The following is a 17,550-nucleotide window of genomic DNA, read 5'->3' on the forward strand; positions in this document are numbered from 1 at the left end:
AATGCAGCGATTAGGTAAAACGGCCGCGAGTTTAGCACGCCCGGCCACCGGCCTAGGCTAAACTGCGCAGCATTGCCTAGGAGCCGACATATGCCAAACCCGCAGAACCTGATCTGGATCGACCTGGAAATGACCGGTCTGGATCCGGAAAACGACGTCATCATCGAAATGGCCACCATCGTCACCGACAGTGACCTCAACACCTTGGCCGAAGGCCCGGTGATCGCCATCCACCACAGTGACGAAGTCCTCGCGCGCATGGACGAGTGGAACACCCGCACCCACGGCAACTCCGGCCTGACCCAGCGCGTGCGCGACAGCCGTATCAACATGGCCGAAGCTGAAGCTGAAACCATCGCCTTCCTGGAAAAATGGGTACCGAGGGGCAAGTCGCCGATCTGTGGCAACAGCATCTGCCAGGACCGTCGCTTCCTTTATACGCACATGAAAGCGCTGGAAAGCTACTTCCATTATCGCAACCTCGACGTGTCGACCCTCAAGGAACTGGCCGCGCGCTGGGCGCCGGACGTGCGCGACAGCTTCAAGAAGGGCAGCACGCACTTGGCGCTGGACGATATCCGCGAATCGATCGCCGAGTTGCAGCATTACCGCAAGCACTTCATCAAGTTCTGATACTGGCGATGGGGGCGGGTAAAGCATTTGCCCCCTTTTGGTGCCGCATCGAAATGGCTAGACTGCGCGCCTTCCTGCCTGGATCGCCACCATGTTGCTGATGCTCTATCTGATTGCCATCACCGCTGAAGCCATGACCGGCGCGCTGTCTGCCGGCCGTCGCGGCATGGACTGGTTTGGCGTGGTGCTGATCGCCTGCGTCACGGCGTTGGGCGGCGGTTCGGTGCGCGACGTGTTGCTTGGGCATTACCCGCTGACCTGGGTCAAACATCCGGAATACCTGGTGCTGACCTCGGTAGCGGCGATGTTCACGGTGTTCACCGCCCGCTGGATGCGTCATCTGCGCTCGCTGTTTCTGGTGCTCGACGCCGTGGGTCTGGTGGCTTTCACCCTGATCGGTTGCATGACCGCGCTGGAAATGGGCCACGGCATGCTGGTGGCCTCGGTCAGCGGCGTGATCACCGGAGTATTCGGTGGCATCCTGCGCGACATCTTCTGCAACGACATCCCGCTGATCTTCCGCCGTGAACTGTACGCCAGCGTCTCGTTCGCGGCGGCGTGGTGTTACATGCTTTGCCTGTACCTGAACGTACCGAGCGAGCAGGCGATTCTGATCACGTTGTTCGGCGGCTTCCTGCTGCGCCTGCTGGCAATCCGTTTCCACTGGGAAATGCCCAAGTTCGTTTATAACGACGCGCCTTGACGTTGGGCGTGCTGCTTCAGCGCCCACTCGACGTGCTCTTGTACCAGCGCTGACGGGTAGTCACGGCGCGCCTTCAATGCTTCCAGTACTGGAATGCTCGAGGGCGCATTGCCCAGTCCCACGGCCAGATTGCGCAGCCAGCGTTCATACCCGGCCCGACGCAATGGTGAGCCTTCGGTACTGCTGAGAAATTTGTCTTCATCCCACATGAACAGTTCAGCCAGTTCGGCGTTGTCCAGATTGTGCCGTGGCTTGAAGTCGCTTTCCCCGGAGGGCTTGGCGAACCGGTTCCACGGGCAGACGATCTGGCAGTCATCGCAACCGAACACGCGGTTGCCGATCAGCGGGCGGAGGTCTTCAGGAATCGCGTTTTTCAGTTCGATGGTCAGATAAGAAATACAGCGTCGCGCGTCCAGCACATACGGCCCGACGAACGCGTTGGTCGGGCAGATATCCAAACACGCGGTGCAGCGGCCGCAATGTTCGCTGCTGTGCGGCTCATCCACCGGCAATGGCAGGTCGACGAACAGCTCACTGAGAAAGAAATAACTGCCAGCCTTGCGGTTCAGTACCAGGGTGTTTTTGCCGATCCAGCCCAGCCCGGCCTGTTCGGCGATGGCTTTTTCCAGCACCGGGGCACTGTCGACAAACGCACGAAAACCAAACGGGCCGATCTGCGCTTGAATCTTGTCGGCCAACTGCTGCACACGTTTACGGATCAATTTGTGGTAATCGCGGCCCAAGGCATAACGCGACACGTAGGCTTTTTCCGGTTGCGCGAGCATTTGCGCCATTTGCGTGTCGCCGGGCAGGTAATCCATGCGCAGCGAGACCACGCGCAATGTGCCCGGCACCAGTTCTTCCGGGTGCGAGCGTTTGCTGCCATGGGCGGCCATGTAGTCCATTTCGCCGTGGTAGCCGGCCTCGAGCCAGCGTGCGAGGTGCTGCTCATGCTCGGCCAGATCCAGACCGCTGATGCCGACTTGCTGAAAGCCCAGCTCGCGGCCCCAATCCTTGATCGATTGGGCGAGGGCGGGCAGGTCTGTGGTGATGGCGGACATGAGGCGAGAGAAACCGGAGCTGAGGTGCGTATAATTCTGCCAGACATCGGAGCCCGAAGACGCATGCCGCACACGAAAGATGAATTACCCGACGCGCTGTATGGCGCCGCACAGGTGCGCGAACTCGATGCGCGGCTGATTGCCGCCGGTACGCCGGGCTTCGAATTGATGCAGCGCGCGGCGCATGCAACGTGGCGCGCGCTGGTTCGGCAATGGCCGTCGGCGACCGAACTGACGGTGCTGGCCGGGCATGGCAACAATGCTGGCGACGGTTATCTGGTCGCGGCCATGGCACAGCGAGCCGGGTGGCAGGTGCGGGTGTTGGCAGTCGGCGATCCGCAGCGATTGCAGGGCGATGCCGCTCTCGCCCACTCCGAGGCGCGGGCTGAAGGTGTTGCGGTGCAAGGCTGGCAGGCTCGCAGCGAACTGCGCGGCGTCATTCTTGATGCCTTGCTCGGCACCGGTTTGAGCGGTGACGTGCGCGAGCCTTACCTCTCGGCGATCAAAGCCATTAACGCCAGCGGCTTGCCGGTAACGGCCGTCGATATTCCTTCTGGTTTATGTGCAGACACCGGGCATGTGCTCGGCGCCGCCGTGCAGGCCGATCTGACGGTGACCTTTATCGGCCTGAAACTCGGTTTGTTCACAGGTGATGCGGCGGATCACATCGGCTCGTTGCTGTTTAATGATCTGCAAGCCAGCGCCGACATCTATCGTGACATTCCGGTCATCGCCCAACGGCTCACCCCGGCTAATCTTCCGAAACTGGCGGCACGTAGGCCGACTTCGCACAAGGGCCGTTTCGGCCATGTGTTGCTGATCGGTGGCGATCACGGGTTTGGCGGGGCGATCCTGCTCAGCACCGAAAGCGCCTTGCGCAGCGGCGCCGGAATGGTTTCGCTGGCGACGCGACCGGAGCATGTCCCGGCTGTGCTGACTCGTGTGCCGGAGGTGATGACGCTCGGCACATCGTCGTCCAATCAATTGATGGGTTTGCTGGAAAAAGTCTCGACACTGGTGATCGGCCCCGGACTCGGCCAGGCCAGTTGGGGCCGGGCGTTGCTGTCAGCAGCTGCCAATGCGCCGTTGCCGCAAGTGTGGGACGCCGATGCGTTGAACCTGCTGGCGAGCGGTTTAGCGAAGCTGCCCAAGGATTGCGTGATCACCCCGCATCCCGGCGAAGCGGCGCGGTTGCTCGGCATCAGTACCGCCGAAGTGCAGGCTGACCGACCGGCCGCCGCGCGGGCATTGAGCAAAAAATATGCAGCGACTGTAACTCTCAAAGGTGCCGGTACTCTGATCGCACATCCCGATGGGCGTCTGGCGCTGTGTCATCAGGGCCACCCGGCGATGGCGACCGCCGGGTTGGGCGATGTGCTGGCCGGTTTGACCGGCGCGTTGCTGGCGCAGGGAATGCAAAGTTTCGACGCCGCGTGTCTGGCCGTGTGGCTGCACGCCAACGCCGGGGCGCAACAAGGCAAATTGGGCCGTGGGCTGGCGGCCAGTGATCTGATTCCAGCCATTCGTCAGTTGTTGGAGGAGCAAGCACCGTGTCTGAAGTAACCCTGTACCTGGCCGATGAACAGGCCATGAGCGACTTTGGCGCACGGATCGCCCGCGTGACTCAAGGCCATGGCCTGATTTTTCTCGAAGGCAATCTGGGCATGGGCAAAACCACCCTGTCGCGAGGCATCATTCGCGGGCTGGGCCATCTCGGCGCGGTAAAAAGTCCGACCTTCACTTTGGTCGAACCTTACGAAATCGGTGACATCCGCGCCTTCCACTTTGACCTGTATCGCCTGGTCGATCCGGAAGAACTGGAGTTTCTCGGCATCCGCGACTACTTCGAAGACGATGCGATGTGCCTGATCGAATGGCCCGATAAAGGTGCAGGCTTTTTGCCAAAGCCTGACCTGACCATTACCATTAGCCCGCAAGACAGCGGGCGTTCGCTGAAAATTTTATCCCAGGGTTCGCGTGGCGAGGCCTGGTGTGCCGCTTTGGCATTGGAATCCAATTAAATGATGGGGTTAGGTATGCGCTTTCGCGCGTTGGTGGCTGCCGCTGGACTGTTGTTGATGGCAGTAACCGTCAACGCTGTGGCCGATTCAAAGGTCAACAGCGTGCGCCTGTGGCGGGCGCCGGACAACACGCGACTGGTCTTCGACCTGAGTGGCCCGGTGCAGCACAGCGTCTTCACCCTGACCTCACCGGACCGGCTGGTGATCGACATCAACGGCGCCACCCTCGGTGCGCCGCTGAATGTACAGACCGCAAACACGCCGATCACCGCGATGCGCTCGGCCCAGCGCACGCCAACCGACCTGCGCGTGGTCATCGACCTGAAGAAAGCCGTCACCCCGAAAAGCTTCTCGCTGGCGCCAAATGCGCAATACGGCAATCGTCTGGTGGTCGACCTGTTCGACAACCCGGCTGACGCCGCACCGCCGCCGGCGCCAACGCCGCAGGTGGCGACCGTGCCAGCGGTGCCGGTAACCCCGACCGAACCTGCGATCAAGTTGCCGCCAGCCCCGGCCGGCAAGCGCGACATTATTGTGGTGATCGACGCCGGCCATGGTGGCGAAGACCCGGGTGCATCCGGCTCGCGTGGCCAGCGTGAAAAAGACGTGGTACTGCAAATCGCCCGTGAACTGCAGCGTCAGGTCAACGGCATGAAAGGCTTCCGCGCCGAACTGACCCGTACCGGCGACTACTTCATCCCGTTGCGCGGCCGTACCGAGATCGCCCGCAAGAAGGGCGCCGACCTTTTCGTCTCGATTCACGCCGACGCCGCGCCATCTGCCGCCGCTTTCGGTGCCTCGGTGTTTGCCCTGTCTGATCGTGGTGCAACGTCGGAGACCGCGCGTTGGCTGGCCGACAGCGAAAACCGTTCTGACTTGATCGGTGGTGCCGGCAACGTCAGCCTCGATGATAAGGACCGCATGCTCGCCGGCGTATTGCTCGACCTGTCGATGACCGCCTCGCTGACCTCCAGCCTCAACGTCGGCCAGAAAGTCCTGACCAACATCGGCCGCGTCACGCCACTGCACAAACAGCGGGTGGAACAGGCCGGATTCATGGTGTTGAAGTCGCCGGACATCCCGTCGATCCTGGTCGAAACCGGCTTCATCTCCAATGCCAACGAAGCGAACAAGCTTTCGGCATCAAGCCACCAGCAAGCGCTGGCGCGTTCGATCAGCAGCGGCGTGCGTCAGTTCTTCCAGCAGAACCCGCCACCGGGCACCTACATCGCCTGGTTGCGTGATTCTGGCAAAATTGTCCAAGGCCCGCGCGATCATCGCGTCGGTCCGGGCGAAACGCTGGCGATGATCGGCGTGCGCTATCAGGTATCGCCGGCCACGCTCCGCGCCGCCAACAACCTGAAAAGTGATGAGCTGAAAGTCGGTCAACACTTGACCATTCCAGGCACCGAATTGGCGTCCAAAGAATGAACGAAGTGTTGAACGCTGCTGCCCGCATCGAACTGCTCAGCCCACGGCTGGCGAACCAGATTGCCGCCGGTGAAGTGGTTGAACGCCCGGCTTCGGTGATCAAGGAACTGTTGGAAAACAGCCTCGACTCCGGCGCCAGACGCATTGATGTCGACGTCGAGCAGGGTGGCGTCAAGCTGCTGCGCGTGCGCGACGACGGTAGCGGTATTTCCGCCGATGATCTGCCGCTGGCCCTGGCTCGTCACGCCACCAGTAAAATCCGTAACCTGGAAGACCTTGAGCAGGTGATGAGTCTCGGTTTCCGTGGTGAGGCACTGGCGTCGATCAGCTCCGTGGCACGCTTGACCCTGACCTCGCGCACCCGCGACGCCGATCAGGCCTGGCAGGTGGAAACCGAAGGCCGCGACATGGCGCCTCGGGTTCAGCCAGCGGCGCATCCGGTCGGCACCTCGGTGGAAGTCCGCGACCTGTTCTTCAACACCCCGGCGCGACGCAAATTTCTCAAGACCGAAAAAACCGAATTCGATCACCTGCAAGAAGTGATAAAGCGTCTCGCGCTGGCGCGTTTCGACGTCGCGTTTCATCTGCGCCACAACGGCAAGACCATTCTCAGCCTGCACGAAGCCCACGATGATGCGGCCCGCGCTCGGCGTGTGGCGGCGATCTGCGGTTCGGGGTTTCTTGAGCAGGCGTTGCCGATCGAGATCGAGCGCAACGGCTTGCACCTGTGGGGCTGGGTCGGTTTGCCGACCTTCAACCGTAGTCAGGCGGATTTGCAGTATTTCTTCGTGAATGGCCGAGCGGTGCGCGACAAACTGGTCGCCCACGCTGTGCGTCAGGCCTATCGCGACGTGCTGTTCAACGGCCGGCACCCGACCTTTGCACTGTTTTTCGAAGTCGATCCGGCGGCGGTCGACGTCAACGTGCACCCAACCAAACACGAAGTGCGCTTCCGTGACGGGCGCATGGTGCATGACTTCCTTTATGGCACCTTGCACCGAGCGTTGGGCGATGTGCGTCCGGAAGATCAGCTTGCCGGTTCCGTGACCACAGCCGTCGTGCGCCCAACGGGCCTCGATGCCGGTGAGTTCGGCCCACAGGGTGAAATGCGTCTGGCGGCCAATGCCTTGCTGGAGCAACCGCAGGCGCAACCGGCGTTCAATACTTCGTCCGGTGCCAGTGCTGGCGGGGCTTATCAGTATCAATACACGCCACGTCCGCAATCGGCAGTGCCGCCGGCTGCCGAGGCGCAAGCTGCTTATCGAGAGTTTTTCGCACCGCTGCCGGAAGCCAATGCCAACGCATTGCCGGCCGGTCAGGAAGACATTCCGCCGCTCGGTTACGCGCTGGCGCAGCTCAAAGGCATTTATATTCTGTCCGAGAACGCCCAAGGTCTGGTGTTGGTGGATATGCACGCCGCCCACGAACGGATCATGTATGAGCGTCTGAAAATCGCCATGGCCAGCGAAGGCCTCAGCGGCCAGCCGCTGCTGGTGCCGGAATCCCTGGCCGTGAGCCAGCGCGAGGCCGATTGTGCTGAAGAGCACGCGGCATGGTTTCAGCGCTTGGGCTTTGAATTGCAGCGTCTGGGCCCGGAAACCTTGGCGATCCGCCAGATTCCGGCGTTGTTGAAGCAGGCTGAAGCCAACCGTCTGGTCGGCGACGTGCTGTCGGATTTGATGGAGTACGGCACCAGCGACCGGATTCAGGCACACCTCAACGAATTGCTCGGCACCATGGCCTGCCACGGCGCGATTCGCGCCAATCGGCGCCTGGCCCTGCCGGAAATGAACGGCCTGCTGCGTGACATGGAAAACACCGAACGCAGCGGTCAATGCAATCATGGCCGACCGACCTGGACCCAACTGGGCCTGGACGATCTGGACAAACTGTTCTTGCGCGGTCGTTGATGAGCCAACTCCCTCCAGCGATTTTTCTGATGGGCCCGACCGCTGCGGGCAAAACCGATCTGGCCATCGAGCTGACCAAGGTGCTGCCGTGCGAGCTGATCAGCGTTGATTCGGCGTTGGTCTACCGCGGCATGGACATTGGCACCGCCAAGCCTTCGAAAGAACTGCTGGCCGAATATCCGCACCGTTTGATCGATATTCTCGATCCGGCCGAAGCCTATTCCGCTGCGGATTTCCGTCGTGATGCCCTGCAAGCCATGGCCGAAATTACCGCGCGCGGGAAAATTCCGCTGCTGGTCGGCGGCACGATGCTCTATTACAAGGCTTTGGTCGAAGGCCTGGCAGACATGCCGGCCGCCGATCCCGAGGTCCGTGCGCAGATCGAAGAAGAGGCTGCACGCCTTGGCTGGCAAGCCCTGCACGACCAATTAGCGACCATCGATCCGGTATCCGCAGCGCGGATTCACCCGAACGATCCGCAGCGCCTGAGTCGCGCGCTGGAAGTTTATCGAGTCAGCGGTCAGAGCATGACCGAGCTGCGCCAGCAACAATCTGCGCAAAGTACTGAAGCAGCCGCTTCGGGACTGCAACAATTGCCCTATACTGTCGCGAACTTGGCCATTGCCCCGGCGAATCGTCAGGTACTGCACGAGCGCATTAAACAAAGATTCACAATTATGTTGGAACAGGGGTTCATCGACGAGGTCGTAGCCCTGCGTAAAAGAAGTGACCTGCATTCGGGGTTGCCGTCTATACGTGCGGTAGGCTACCGCCAAGTCTGGGACTACCTGGATGGCAAGCTGACGTTGGCCGAAATGCAGGAGCGCGGCATCATCGCCACGCGCCAATTGGCCAAACGCCAGTTCACCTGGCTGCGCAGCTGGGAAGATATACACTGGCTGGACAGTCTTGATTGCGACAATCTGCCACGCGCCTTGAAATACCTTGGGACCATCTCCATATTGAGCTGAGTCCTTGCAATTGCCGTCTATCCTTGGGGGTGTGACGGCCAAAGCCATCTGAATTACCTATTTTTTATTATTGAATCCTTAAAGGAGTGCGGCACATGTCAAAAGGGCATTCGCTACAAGACCCTTACTTGAATACTTTACGTAAAGAGAAAGTTGGGGTTTCCATCTATCTGGTCAACGGTATCAAACTGCAAGGCACGATCGAGTCGTTCGACCAGTTCGTGATCCTGCTGAAAAACACCGTGAGCCAAATGGTTTACAAACACGCTATCTCGACAGTAGTGCCGGTTCGTCCAATTCGTCTGCCTAGCGCAACCGAATCCGAAGCAGGTGACGCTGAGCCAGGTAACGCCTGATAGGAGTCTCCTTTGTTCTTTGAGCGCCACGGTGGTGGTGAACGAGTCATCCTCGTTCACTTGGATGGACAGGACCCTGAGGCGCGCGAAGATCCGCAGGAGTTTCAGGAATTGGCTAATTCGGCCGGCGCCGAGACCGTTGCGTTTTTTAACGTGCCGCGTCATCGGCCAACCGCCAAATACCTGATCGGCAGCGGCAAGGTCGAGGAACTGCGCGACCTGGTCAAGGCTGAAGAAGCTGATCTGGTGATTTTCAATCACATCCTCACGCCGAGTCAGGAACGTAACCTCGAACGTGTTTTCGAGTGTCGCGTGATCGACCGTACCGGCCTGATTCTCGATATTTTCGCCCAACGCGCCCGTACCCATGAAGGCAAGCTCCAGGTCGAACTGGCCCAGCTTGACCACATGAGCACCCGCCTGGTTCGTGGCTGGACTCACCTTGAGCGTCAGGGTGGCGGCATCGGTATGCGCGGCCCAGGTGAAACCCAACTGGAAACCGACCGCCGTTTGCTGCGGGTTCGCCTGCGTCAGATCAAGGGGCGGCTGGAGAAGGTGCGCAGCCAGCGCGAGCAATCGCGACGTGGTCGTTCCCGTGCCGATATTCCGACCGTGTCTCTGGTGGGATATACCAACGCCGGTAAGTCCACGCTCTTCAACAACGTGACGAAATCCGATGTCTACGCGGCCGACCAATTGTTCGCCACGCTGGACCCGACCCTGCGTCGTCTGGAACTGGACGATCTGGGGCCGATTGTTCTGGCAGACACGGTGGGCTTCATTCGTCACTTGCCGCACAAGCTGGTCGAGGCATTTCGGTCTACCCTCGAAGAGTCGAGCAATTCCGATCTGTTGTTGCACGTGATCGATGCGGCCGAACCGGATCGCATGTTGCAGATCGAGCAGGTGATGGTGGTACTGGGCGAGATTGGTGCCCAGGACTTGCCGATCCTCGAGGTCTATAACAAACTCGATTTGCTTGAAGGCGTTGAGCCACAAATCCAGCGCGACGAAAACGGCAAGCCCCAGCGGGTCTGGCTGTCGGCGCGAGATGGCAGTGGTCTGGAGTTGCTTGAACAAGCCATTGCCGAATTACTTGGCAGTGATTTGTTTGTCGGTACCCTGCGTTTGCCGCAACGATTCGCGCGACTGCGTGCGCAGTTTTTCGAACTCGGTGCGGTGCAGAAAGAAGAGCACGACGAAGAAGGCATCAGTTTGCTGGCCGTTCGTTTGCCCCGTGTCGAGTTGAATCGACTGGTAAGCCGCGAAGGATTGCAGCCGATGGAATTCATCGAGCAACACACTTTGCAATAAAAGCCTGACAAAGCGGTTGTGCCGCAACGGCAGGCATTCTGTAGCATTGGTCGGCGCGCCGTGGGTGCGTCTTTGCTTTATCAGATGGAGAGCGCTATGGCTTGGAATGAGCCGGGTGGCAACTCGAATAATCAGGATCCTTGGGGTGGCAAACGCCGCAATAATGGCGACCGCAAGGGGCCACCGGATCTCGACGAGGCCTTCCGAAAGCTGCAGGAAAGCCTGAACGGGTTGTTCGGTGGTGGTAAGAAACGTGGTGATGACGGCGGTGGTTCGGGCAAGAGCAGTGGCGGCTTCGGCGGTCTGCTCGGCATCGGCCTCGTTGTGCTGGCGGCTGTCTGGCTGTACAGCGCGGTCTACGTGGTCGACGAGCAGGAGCAAGCCGTGGTGCTGCGCTTCGGCAAGTACTACGAGACTGTCGGCCCGGGCCTGAACATCTATTTCCCGCCGATCGATAAAAAGTACATGGAAAACGTCACGCGTGAGCGTGCCTACACCAAGCAGGGCCAGATGCTGACCGAAGACGAGAACATCGTCGAAGTGCCGCTGACCGTGCAGTACAAGATCAGCAACCTGCAGGACTTCGTGCTGAACGTCGATCAGCCGGAAATCAGCCTGCAGCATGCGACCGACAGTGCCCTGCGCCACGTGGTGGGTTCCACCGCCATGGACCAGGTGCTGACCGAAGGTCGTGAATTGATGGCCAGCGAAATCAAGGAGCGTCTGCAACGCTTCCTCGATACCTATCGCACCGGTATCACCGTCACTCAGGTCAACGTACAGAGCGCAGCGGCACCGCGTGAAGTGCAGGAAGCCTTCGATGACGTGATCCGCGCCCGTGAAGACGAGCAGCGTTCGCGCAACCAGGCTGAAACCTACGCCAACGGCGTCGTGCCGGAAGCCCGTGGTCAGGCCCAGCGTATCCTTGAGGATGCCAACGGTTACCGAGACGAGACGGTCTCGCGCGCCAAGGGTGAAGCCGACCGCTTTACCAAACTGGTCGCCGAGTATCGCAAGGCACCTGAGGTGACCCGCCAGCGTCTGTACCTGGACACCATGCAGGAAGTCTTCAGCAACACCAGCAAGGTACTCGTGACCGGCAACAAGAACGGCCAGAGCAACCTGCTTTACCTGCCGTTGGACAAAATGATTCAGAACAGTTCGGGCAGCAATGCACCGGTCACCGGTTCGGCTGCCGCCAGTAACAACACGGACGTCACGCCGCATGTCACTGACCTGCCGCAATCGCGCACAAGGGAGACCCGCTGATGAGCAATAAATCGCTGATCGCCCTTATTGTTGGCGTCGTTGTCGTGCTGGTGGGCTGGAACTGCTTCTACATCGTCGCTCAGACCGAGCGTGCGGTGCTGCTGCAATTCGGTCGTGTGGTTCAGGCGGATGTTCAGCCAGGCCTGCATGTGAAAGTGCCTTACGTTAACCAGGTGCGTAAATTCGACGCACGTCTGATGACGCTGGATGCACCGACACAGCGTTTCCTGACCCTGGAAAAGAAAGCCGTGATGGTCGACGCTTATGCCAAGTGGCGCGTGAAAGATGCCGAGCGCTTCTACACCGCGACTTCCGGTCTGAAGCAAATCGCCGACGAGCGTCTGTCCCGTCGTCTGGAGTCCGGTCTGCGTGACCAGTTCGGTAAGCGCACCCTGCACGAAGTGGTGTCGGGTGAGCGTGATGCACTGATGGCTGACATCACCGCATCGCTGAACAAAATGGCGGAAAAAGAGCTGGGTATCGAAGTGGTCGATGTCCGGGTCAAGACCATCGATCTGCCTAAAGAAGTGAACCGCAGCGTGTTCGAACGTATGAGCACCGAGCGTGAGCGTGAAGCTCGCGAGCACCGCGCCAAGGGTAACGAGCTGGCGGAAGGCATCCGTGCCGACGCCGATCGTCAACGCCGCGTGCTGCTGGCTGAAGCCTATCGTGAATCCGAAGAGGTTCGCGGTGACGGTGATGCCCAGGCCGCTGCGATCTACTCCAAGGCCTACGGCCAGGATCAGGAGTTCTACAGTTTCTACCGTAGCCTGCGCGCCTACCGTGAAAGCTTCGCGAACAAATCCGACGTATTGGTCCTCGACCCAAGCAGCGACTTTTTCCACTACCTGGAAAAGGCCAAGCCTTGATACGCCGTTGACCTGAATCATTCCGCCCGGCGGCTAATACCTCGGGCGGGGTGATCCTTTGGGAAAACGTGTGTATGATGCGGCAGCCGGGAAATTCCCGGCTTTTTTGCGTCTGCACGTTTGATTGCTGTTTTTTGTTGCAGGCATCGGGTTGAATGGCCCGAGAGTATTTCGAGGAAAGTGATGGGCGAAGCCGGTAACAGGCCTTTCGCCGCGTCGTTCATGCGCGTGCGTTTTGAACGGACCGGTCATTTTCTGCTTCACTCAAGGCTCGCCCGCAGGCTGGCCGCCCGGATCAAAGGGGAATGGCGTAATGGCAACGGTAGACCGCTGGCTGCTGCCAGATGGCATCGAAGAAGTACTGCCACCGGAAGCGGCGCGCATTGAAGTCGCGCGTCGTCAGGTGTTGGATCTGTTCCAGAGCTGGGGTTACGAGTTTGTCGTGACTCCCCATATCGAGTACCTGGAATCCCTGCTGACCGGCGCGGGCCAGGACCTGGATCTGCGTACCTTCAAGGTCATCGACCCGCAGTCGGGCCGGCAGATGGGTTTCCGTGCCGACATCACGCCGCAAGTGGCGCGCATCGATGCGCACACCCTGCGTCGCGAAGGCCCGAGCCGTCTGTGCTACGCCGGTAGCGTGCTGCATGCCCAGCCGCGGGCATTGTCGTCCTCGCGCAGCCCGATCCAGTTGGGCGCCGAGTTGTACGGCGACGCCAGCCCGAGCAGCGACGTTGAAGTGATCAGCCTGATGCTGGCCATGCTGCAACTGGCCGACGTGCCGGATGTGCACATGGATCTTGGTCATGTCGGCATCTACCGTGGCCTGGCGCGTGCCGCCGGTCTGTCCGGTGAAGTCGAGCAGCAGTTGTTCGACGCGCTGCAACGCAAAGCCATCGACGAGGTCATTACCTTGACCGAAGGCCTGCCGGCCGACCTGTCCGGCATGCTGCGTGCGCTGGTTGATCTGTGCGGCGGCCGTGAAGTGTTAAGCGCTGCCCGTGAGCGTCTGGCCAATGCGCCGGCGCCGGTTCTGGCAGCACTGGAAGATTTGCTGGCGATCGCTGAGCGTCTGTCGGCGCGCTTCCCGGAGCTGCCGTTGTACTTCGATCTGGGCGAGCTGCGTGGCTACCACTACCACACCGGTGTGGTGTTTGCGGTGTTCGTACCGGGCGTTGGCCAGTCCATCGCTCAGGGCGGTCGTTACGATGACATCGGCGCAGATTTTGGCCGCGCCCGTCCAGCGACAGGCTTCTCCACCGATTTGAAAACCCTGGTGACCCTGGGGCGTGCTGAGATCGAGCTACCGTCTGGCGGTATCTGGATGCCTGACAGTACGGATGCGGCACTCTGGCAGCAGGTTTGCCAGTTGCGCAGTGAGGGTCAGCGTGTCGTTCAGGCGTTGCCTGGACAACCTTTGGCCGCCGCCCGTGATGCGGACTGCGACCGGCAATTGATTCAGCAGAACGGGCTTTGGCAAGTATCGCCACTGGCTTCTTGAGTTTTCCTGCCGGCCATCGCCGGCACCAAGTTTGCGCGAATGAGGACAAGTGTTATGGGTAAGAATGTCGTAGTCCTGGGCACCCAATGGGGTGATGAGGGCAAAGGCAAGATCGTTGATCTGCTGACCGAACATGCTGCAGCCGTAGTGCGCTACCAAGGTGGCCACAACGCTGGCCACACACTGGTGATCGACGGCGAGAAAACCGTCCTGCACCTGATTCCGTCGGGCGTGCTGCGCGAAGGCGTGCAGTGCCTGATCGGCAACGGCGTGGTGGTTGCACCTGACGCCCTGCTGCGCGAGATCACCAAGCTGGAAGAGAAAGGCGTACCGGTGCGCGAGCGCCTGCGTATCAGCCCGTCCTGCCCGCTGATCCTGTCTTTCCACGTGGCGCTGGACCAGGCCCGTGAAAAGGCCCGTGGCGAGTTGAAGATCGGTACCACCGGTCGCGGCATCGGCCCGGCGTACGAAGACAAGGTCGCTCGTCGTGGCCTGCGTGTTGGCGACCTGCTGAACATGCCGCGCTTCGAAGACAAGCTGCGTGAACTGGTGGATTACCACAACTTCATGCTGGTCGGTTACTACAAAGAGCCGGCCATCGAGTTCGAAAAGACCCTGGCCGAGTGCAAGGAATACGCTGAGCTGCTGAAGCCGCTGATGCTTGACGTCACCGCCGAGCTGCACGACCTGCGTCGCGCCGGCAAAGACATCATGTTCGAAGGTGCTCAGGGTTCGTTGCTCGACATCGACCACGGTACCTACCCGTACGTGACCAGCTCCAACACCACCGCTGGTGGCGTGGCGACCGGTTCCGGCGTTGGCCCGATGTTCCTGGATTACATCCTGGGCATCACCAAGGCTTACACCACTCGCGTTGGTTCGGGTCCATTCCCGACTGAGCTGTTCGACGACGTCGGCGCGCATCTGGCCAAACAAGGTCACGAGTTCGGTGCGACCACCGGCCGTGCCCGTCGTTGCGGCTGGTTCGATGCGGTTATCCTGCGTCGCGCGATCGATGTGAACAGCATCTCGGGCATCTGCCTGACCAAGCTGGACGTGCTCGACGGTCTGGAAACCATCAACATCTGCGTTGGCTACAAAGATGCCGAAGGCAATGCTGTTGCGCCGACCGACGCTGACAGCTACGTAGGCCTGCAGCCTGTGTACGAAGAAGTGCCGGGCTGGACCGAATCGACCGTGGGCGCCAAGACCCTGGAAGAGCTGCCAGCTAACGCTCGTGCCTACATCAAACGCGTTGAAGAGCTGATCGGCGCGCCGATCGACATTATTTCGACGGGCCCGGACCGCAACGAAACCATCGTTCTGCGTCATCCGTTTGCTTGATAAGTTGTTGATGTAAAAACACAAAGGCCCCTTCATCGGGGCCTTTGTCGTTTATGCCTGTTGGACGGCATGACCTTTGCTGTGAATCTGTCTACAAGAGTGCCATCAAATTAATGGCGTCAGAAGTAGAGGGATTCACAGTGTCGGCCGTTCTCTCACTGTTACAAAGCCGTTTGTTGCGGCCCGTGTTCGTTACCCTTGGTATCGCCCTTTTGGTGCAGGTGTTGGTGGCGGTTGCCCTGACGCGGAGCACCGTCACCGCGCTGGAAGCTGATTTGGCGGTGCGCTTGGGCGCCGACAGCCAGAAACTCTCCGGTGAGCTGGAGCAGGCGGGGCGTGAAGTCACGTCGAGCCTCGATGCCTTGTCTGCCAGCACCCGCCAGCGGCTGACTGCCGGTCTGTCTTTGCGACTGAAAGACGAGCAGGCGCAGTTGCGTGCGACGTTGGAAAAGGATCTAAAGGATTCGGCCAATGACATGGCGCAATTGCTCGCCTCCGTTGCACCGCGTGCCATGTGGGACAGCGACGTGCCGACCCTGTCGGAGTTCGCCCGTCGCGCCCAGCGCAATCCCAGCGTGCTGTTCGTGGTCTACGACGACGCTACCGGCCAGCATTTGACCCGTTATCTCAATCGCGAAAATCCGATCAACAAGGCTTTGCTGGAAAAAGGCCAGGGCGAGCGTGCACTGGATAAAGTGCTGGATGCGGCGAAAAACGATCCGTCGGTTTATTACCTCGAGGCCTCGATCAACCCCAATGGCGTGGAAATCGGCAAGGTGCTGATGGGCGTTTCCACTGCGTCGGTGGAAACCGATCTGGCGGCACTGGACAAGCGCTTCTCCGCGCTGATCGCGAGCAGTGATCAGCTGGTCGGCGATAGCCTCAAAGGCGCCGCTGCCGACAGTGCCAAAGCCATGCAGGCGCGCCTGCAATCGGCGCAGTCAACGGCCGTCGAGATGAAAGCCAATACCGCCAATACTGTTCAAGAGGCGGCTGCGACCCTGCGCTGGCGGATCGGCATGGGCCTGGCGTTGGTCGGTTGCGGCGTGTTGCTGTTGCTGGCAGTCGTGCTCGGCCATCGCGTCGTCAATCGCCTGAAGATGCTCAACGCCGCGATGGATGATCTGGCGGCGGGTGAGGGCGACCTGACCAAGCGTGTGCAGATCAACAGCAACGATGAAATTGGCGACATGGCCTCGGCGGTCAATCGCTTTGTGGATAAGTTGCAACCGATCGTGCGTGAGGCGGGTGATGTGGCGCAGCGTACCGGCGTCGAGATTGGTGCGATGACCCTGCGCAATGCCGGTGCAGATGCGGCGGCGGGCATGCAGCGTGATGAAGTGGCGGAGAGTTTGCGCGCACTTTCGCAAATGGCGGATGAAGCGCAATCGGAAAGCCATGCGATGCAAGCGGCGTTGAAGCAGGTTGTGGATATTCGCCAGGCCACTGATGAAAACACCCGCACCTCCGCCAAGGTCGGCAGCCTGATCGAGGCGCTGGCCGGACAAGTCGATACCGGTGCAAAAGTGATCGAGCGACTGGCGCAGCAGAGCGAGCAGATTGAAGTGGTGCTGACGGTAATTCACGGGATCGCCGAGCAGACCAACCTGCTGGCGCTAAACGCTGCCATTGAAGCTGCGCGCGCTGGCGAGACCGGGCGTGGTTTTGCGGTGGTAGCGGACGAAGTTCGGGCGCTGGCCAGCAAGACACAAAGTTCTACCGGTGACATTCAGGCGCATATCGTCGCGTTGCAACAGGGCGCACGTGAGGCGGTCGAGGCGATCGGCCAGGCCGGGCGTCAGGCCAGCGAAGGTTTGCTGGTGTTGCGTGACAGCGCGCGGTTGCAGCAGTCGGTACAAACGTCTGTCGAGCAGGTGCACGCGGCGATTGGTCTGGCAACCCAGGCAGCGGCGCATCAGGCGCAAGGTGCGCAGGCGGTGCGTGGGCGCGTCGAGACGATTCATGCGCAGGCCGAGAAAGCGGCGCAGGCGGTGGTGGAGACCACGGCGAGTGGCAAGGTGCTGGATGGCTTGGCTGCGCAGTTGAAGGCGAGTCTGGGGCAGTTCAGGGCTTGAGGTCGTCTGGGCGGGCCTCTTCGCGAGCAGGCTCGCTCCCACATTAGATCGCGTTCCTCTGATGGAACTCGGTCAACATGTGGGAGTGAGCC

General features: G+C 60.4%; 15 protein-coding genes. 14 read left to right on the forward strand and 1 reads right to left on the reverse strand.

Translation table 11 applies throughout. From position 1 onward, the window contains the following. The first annotated feature begins 90 nt into the window (after positions 1-90). Positions 91-633 carry an oligoribonuclease gene (gene orn / locus AC3IUF_RS02595; protein ID WP_489280285.1) on the forward strand — a complete coding sequence of 181 codons (543 nt, stop codon included), beginning with the start codon at positions 91-93 and terminating at the stop codon, positions 631-633. Positions 634-724: 91 nt separating this feature from the next. Beyond that, the gene (locus tag AC3IUF_RS02600) at positions 725-1,336 is read left to right on the forward strand and encodes a trimeric intracellular cation channel family protein (protein WP_095120635.1); all 612 of its coding nucleotides are present in this window, start codon (positions 725-727) and stop codon (positions 1,334-1,336) included. On the opposite strand, the gene queG is transcribed toward AC3IUF_RS02600, so the two are convergent. After that, positions 1,318-2,397, reverse strand: a complete 1,080-nt coding sequence (gene queG, locus AC3IUF_RS02605) for a tRNA epoxyqueuosine(34) reductase QueG (RefSeq protein WP_489280287.1) — start codon at positions 2,395-2,397, stop codon at positions 1,318-1,320. The genes AC3IUF_RS02600 and queG overlap by 19 nt on opposite strands. Before the next feature lie 63 nt (positions 2,398-2,460). On the opposite strand from queG, the gene AC3IUF_RS02610 reads away from it, so the two are divergent. The 12 genes from AC3IUF_RS02610 (at position 2,461) to AC3IUF_RS02665 (ending at position 17,458) form a co-directional block, all read left to right on the forward strand. After that, complete coding sequence (locus AC3IUF_RS02610) at positions 2,461-3,960, forward strand: NAD(P)H-hydrate dehydratase (RefSeq protein WP_489280289.1); 1,500 nt, start codon at positions 2,461-2,463, stop codon at positions 3,958-3,960. Beyond that, positions 3,948-4,418, forward strand: a complete 471-nt coding sequence (gene tsaE, locus AC3IUF_RS02615; RefSeq protein WP_489280291.1) for a tRNA (adenosine(37)-N6)-threonylcarbamoyltransferase complex ATPase subunit type 1 TsaE — start codon at positions 3,948-3,950, stop codon at positions 4,416-4,418. Before AC3IUF_RS02610 ends, tsaE begins: the two co-directional genes overlap by 13 nt. A gap of 57 nt (positions 4,419-4,475) precedes the next feature. Then, positions 4,476-5,849, forward strand: coding sequence for an N-acetylmuramoyl-L-alanine amidase (locus tag AC3IUF_RS02620; protein ID WP_409212662.1), 1,374 nt, complete (start codon positions 4,476-4,478; stop codon positions 5,847-5,849). 8 nt (positions 5,850-5,857) lie between these two features. Beyond that, positions 5,858-7,759, forward strand: a complete 1,902-nt coding sequence (gene mutL, locus AC3IUF_RS02625) for a DNA mismatch repair endonuclease MutL (RefSeq protein WP_463544121.1) — start codon at positions 5,858-5,860, stop codon at positions 7,757-7,759. Beyond that, on the forward strand, positions 7,759-8,730 hold the full coding sequence (miaA, locus tag AC3IUF_RS02630; RefSeq protein WP_095113497.1) for a tRNA (adenosine(37)-N6)-dimethylallyltransferase MiaA: 972 nt from the start codon (positions 7,759-7,761) through the stop codon (positions 8,728-8,730). The genes mutL and miaA overlap by 1 nt, the downstream gene beginning before the upstream one ends. A gap of 95 nt (positions 8,731-8,825) precedes the next feature. Then, positions 8,826-9,086, forward strand: a complete 261-nt coding sequence (gene hfq, locus AC3IUF_RS02635; protein WP_007902656.1) for an RNA chaperone Hfq — start codon at positions 8,826-8,828, stop codon at positions 9,084-9,086. Positions 9,087-9,098: 12 nt separating this feature from the next. Further along, on the forward strand, positions 9,099-10,400 hold the full coding sequence (gene hflX / locus AC3IUF_RS02640; RefSeq protein ID WP_123376900.1) for a ribosome rescue GTPase HflX: 1,302 nt from the start codon (positions 9,099-9,101) through the stop codon (positions 10,398-10,400). Positions 10,401-10,496: 96 nt separating this feature from the next. Beyond that, positions 10,497-11,669, forward strand: a complete 1,173-nt coding sequence (hflK, locus tag AC3IUF_RS02645) for an FtsH protease activity modulator HflK (protein WP_007915828.1) — start codon at positions 10,497-10,499, stop codon at positions 11,667-11,669. Continuing rightward, entirely contained in the window at positions 11,669-12,538 is an 870-nt protein-coding gene (gene hflC / locus AC3IUF_RS02650) for a protease modulator HflC (protein WP_007915830.1), read from the forward strand. Before hflK ends, hflC begins: the two co-directional genes overlap by 1 nt. Before the next feature lie 313 nt (positions 12,539-12,851). Next, on the forward strand, positions 12,852-14,039 hold the full coding sequence (locus tag AC3IUF_RS02655) for an ATP phosphoribosyltransferase regulatory subunit (protein WP_007915833.1): 1,188 nt from the start codon (positions 12,852-12,854) through the stop codon (positions 14,037-14,039). Between the two features lie 54 nt (positions 14,040-14,093). Next, positions 14,094-15,383 (forward strand): adenylosuccinate synthase, encoded by a 1,290-nt coding sequence (locus AC3IUF_RS02660; RefSeq protein WP_007915835.1) that lies wholly within the window; start codon positions 14,094-14,096, stop codon positions 15,381-15,383. A 140-nt stretch (positions 15,384-15,523) separates the two neighbouring features. Then, complete coding sequence (locus AC3IUF_RS02665; protein WP_489280293.1) at positions 15,524-17,458, forward strand: methyl-accepting chemotaxis protein; 1,935 nt, start codon at positions 15,524-15,526, stop codon at positions 17,456-17,458. Positions 17,459-17,550 lie beyond the last annotated feature (92 nt).

It is taken from the genome of Pseudomonas sp. KH_040, assembly GCF_057839305.1.

What these genes read in the sequence shown, in the direction of transcription:
- orn (WP_489280285.1), top strand. Translation starts at nt 91, where the DNA reads ATGCCAAACCCGCAGAACCTGATCTGGATCGACCTGGAAATGACCGGT.
- AC3IUF_RS02600 (WP_095120635.1), top strand. Translation starts at nt 725, where the DNA reads ATGTTGCTGATGCTCTATCTGATTGCCATCACCGCTGAAGCCATGACC.
- queG (WP_489280287.1), bottom strand. Translation starts at nt 2,397, where the DNA reads ATGTCCGCCATCACCACAGACCTGCCCGCCCTCGCCCAATCGATCAAG.
- AC3IUF_RS02610 (WP_489280289.1), top strand. Translation starts at nt 2,461, where the DNA reads ATGCCGCACACGAAAGATGAATTACCCGACGCGCTGTATGGCGCCGCA.
- AC3IUF_RS02620 (WP_409212662.1), top strand. Translation starts at nt 4,476, where the DNA reads ATGGCAGTAACCGTCAACGCTGTGGCCGATTCAAAGGTCAACAGCGTG.
- miaA (WP_095113497.1), top strand. Translation starts at nt 7,759, where the DNA reads ATGAGCCAACTCCCTCCAGCGATTTTTCTGATGGGCCCGACCGCTGCG.
- hfq (WP_007902656.1), top strand. Translation starts at nt 8,826, where the DNA reads ATGTCAAAAGGGCATTCGCTACAAGACCCTTACTTGAATACTTTACGT.
- hflK (WP_007915828.1), top strand. Translation starts at nt 10,497, where the DNA reads ATGGCTTGGAATGAGCCGGGTGGCAACTCGAATAATCAGGATCCTTGG.
- hflC (WP_007915830.1), top strand. Translation starts at nt 11,669, where the DNA reads ATGAGCAATAAATCGCTGATCGCCCTTATTGTTGGCGTCGTTGTCGTG.
- AC3IUF_RS02655 (WP_007915833.1), top strand. Translation starts at nt 12,852, where the DNA reads ATGGCAACGGTAGACCGCTGGCTGCTGCCAGATGGCATCGAAGAAGTA.
- AC3IUF_RS02660 (WP_007915835.1), top strand. Translation starts at nt 14,094, where the DNA reads ATGGGTAAGAATGTCGTAGTCCTGGGCACCCAATGGGGTGATGAGGGC.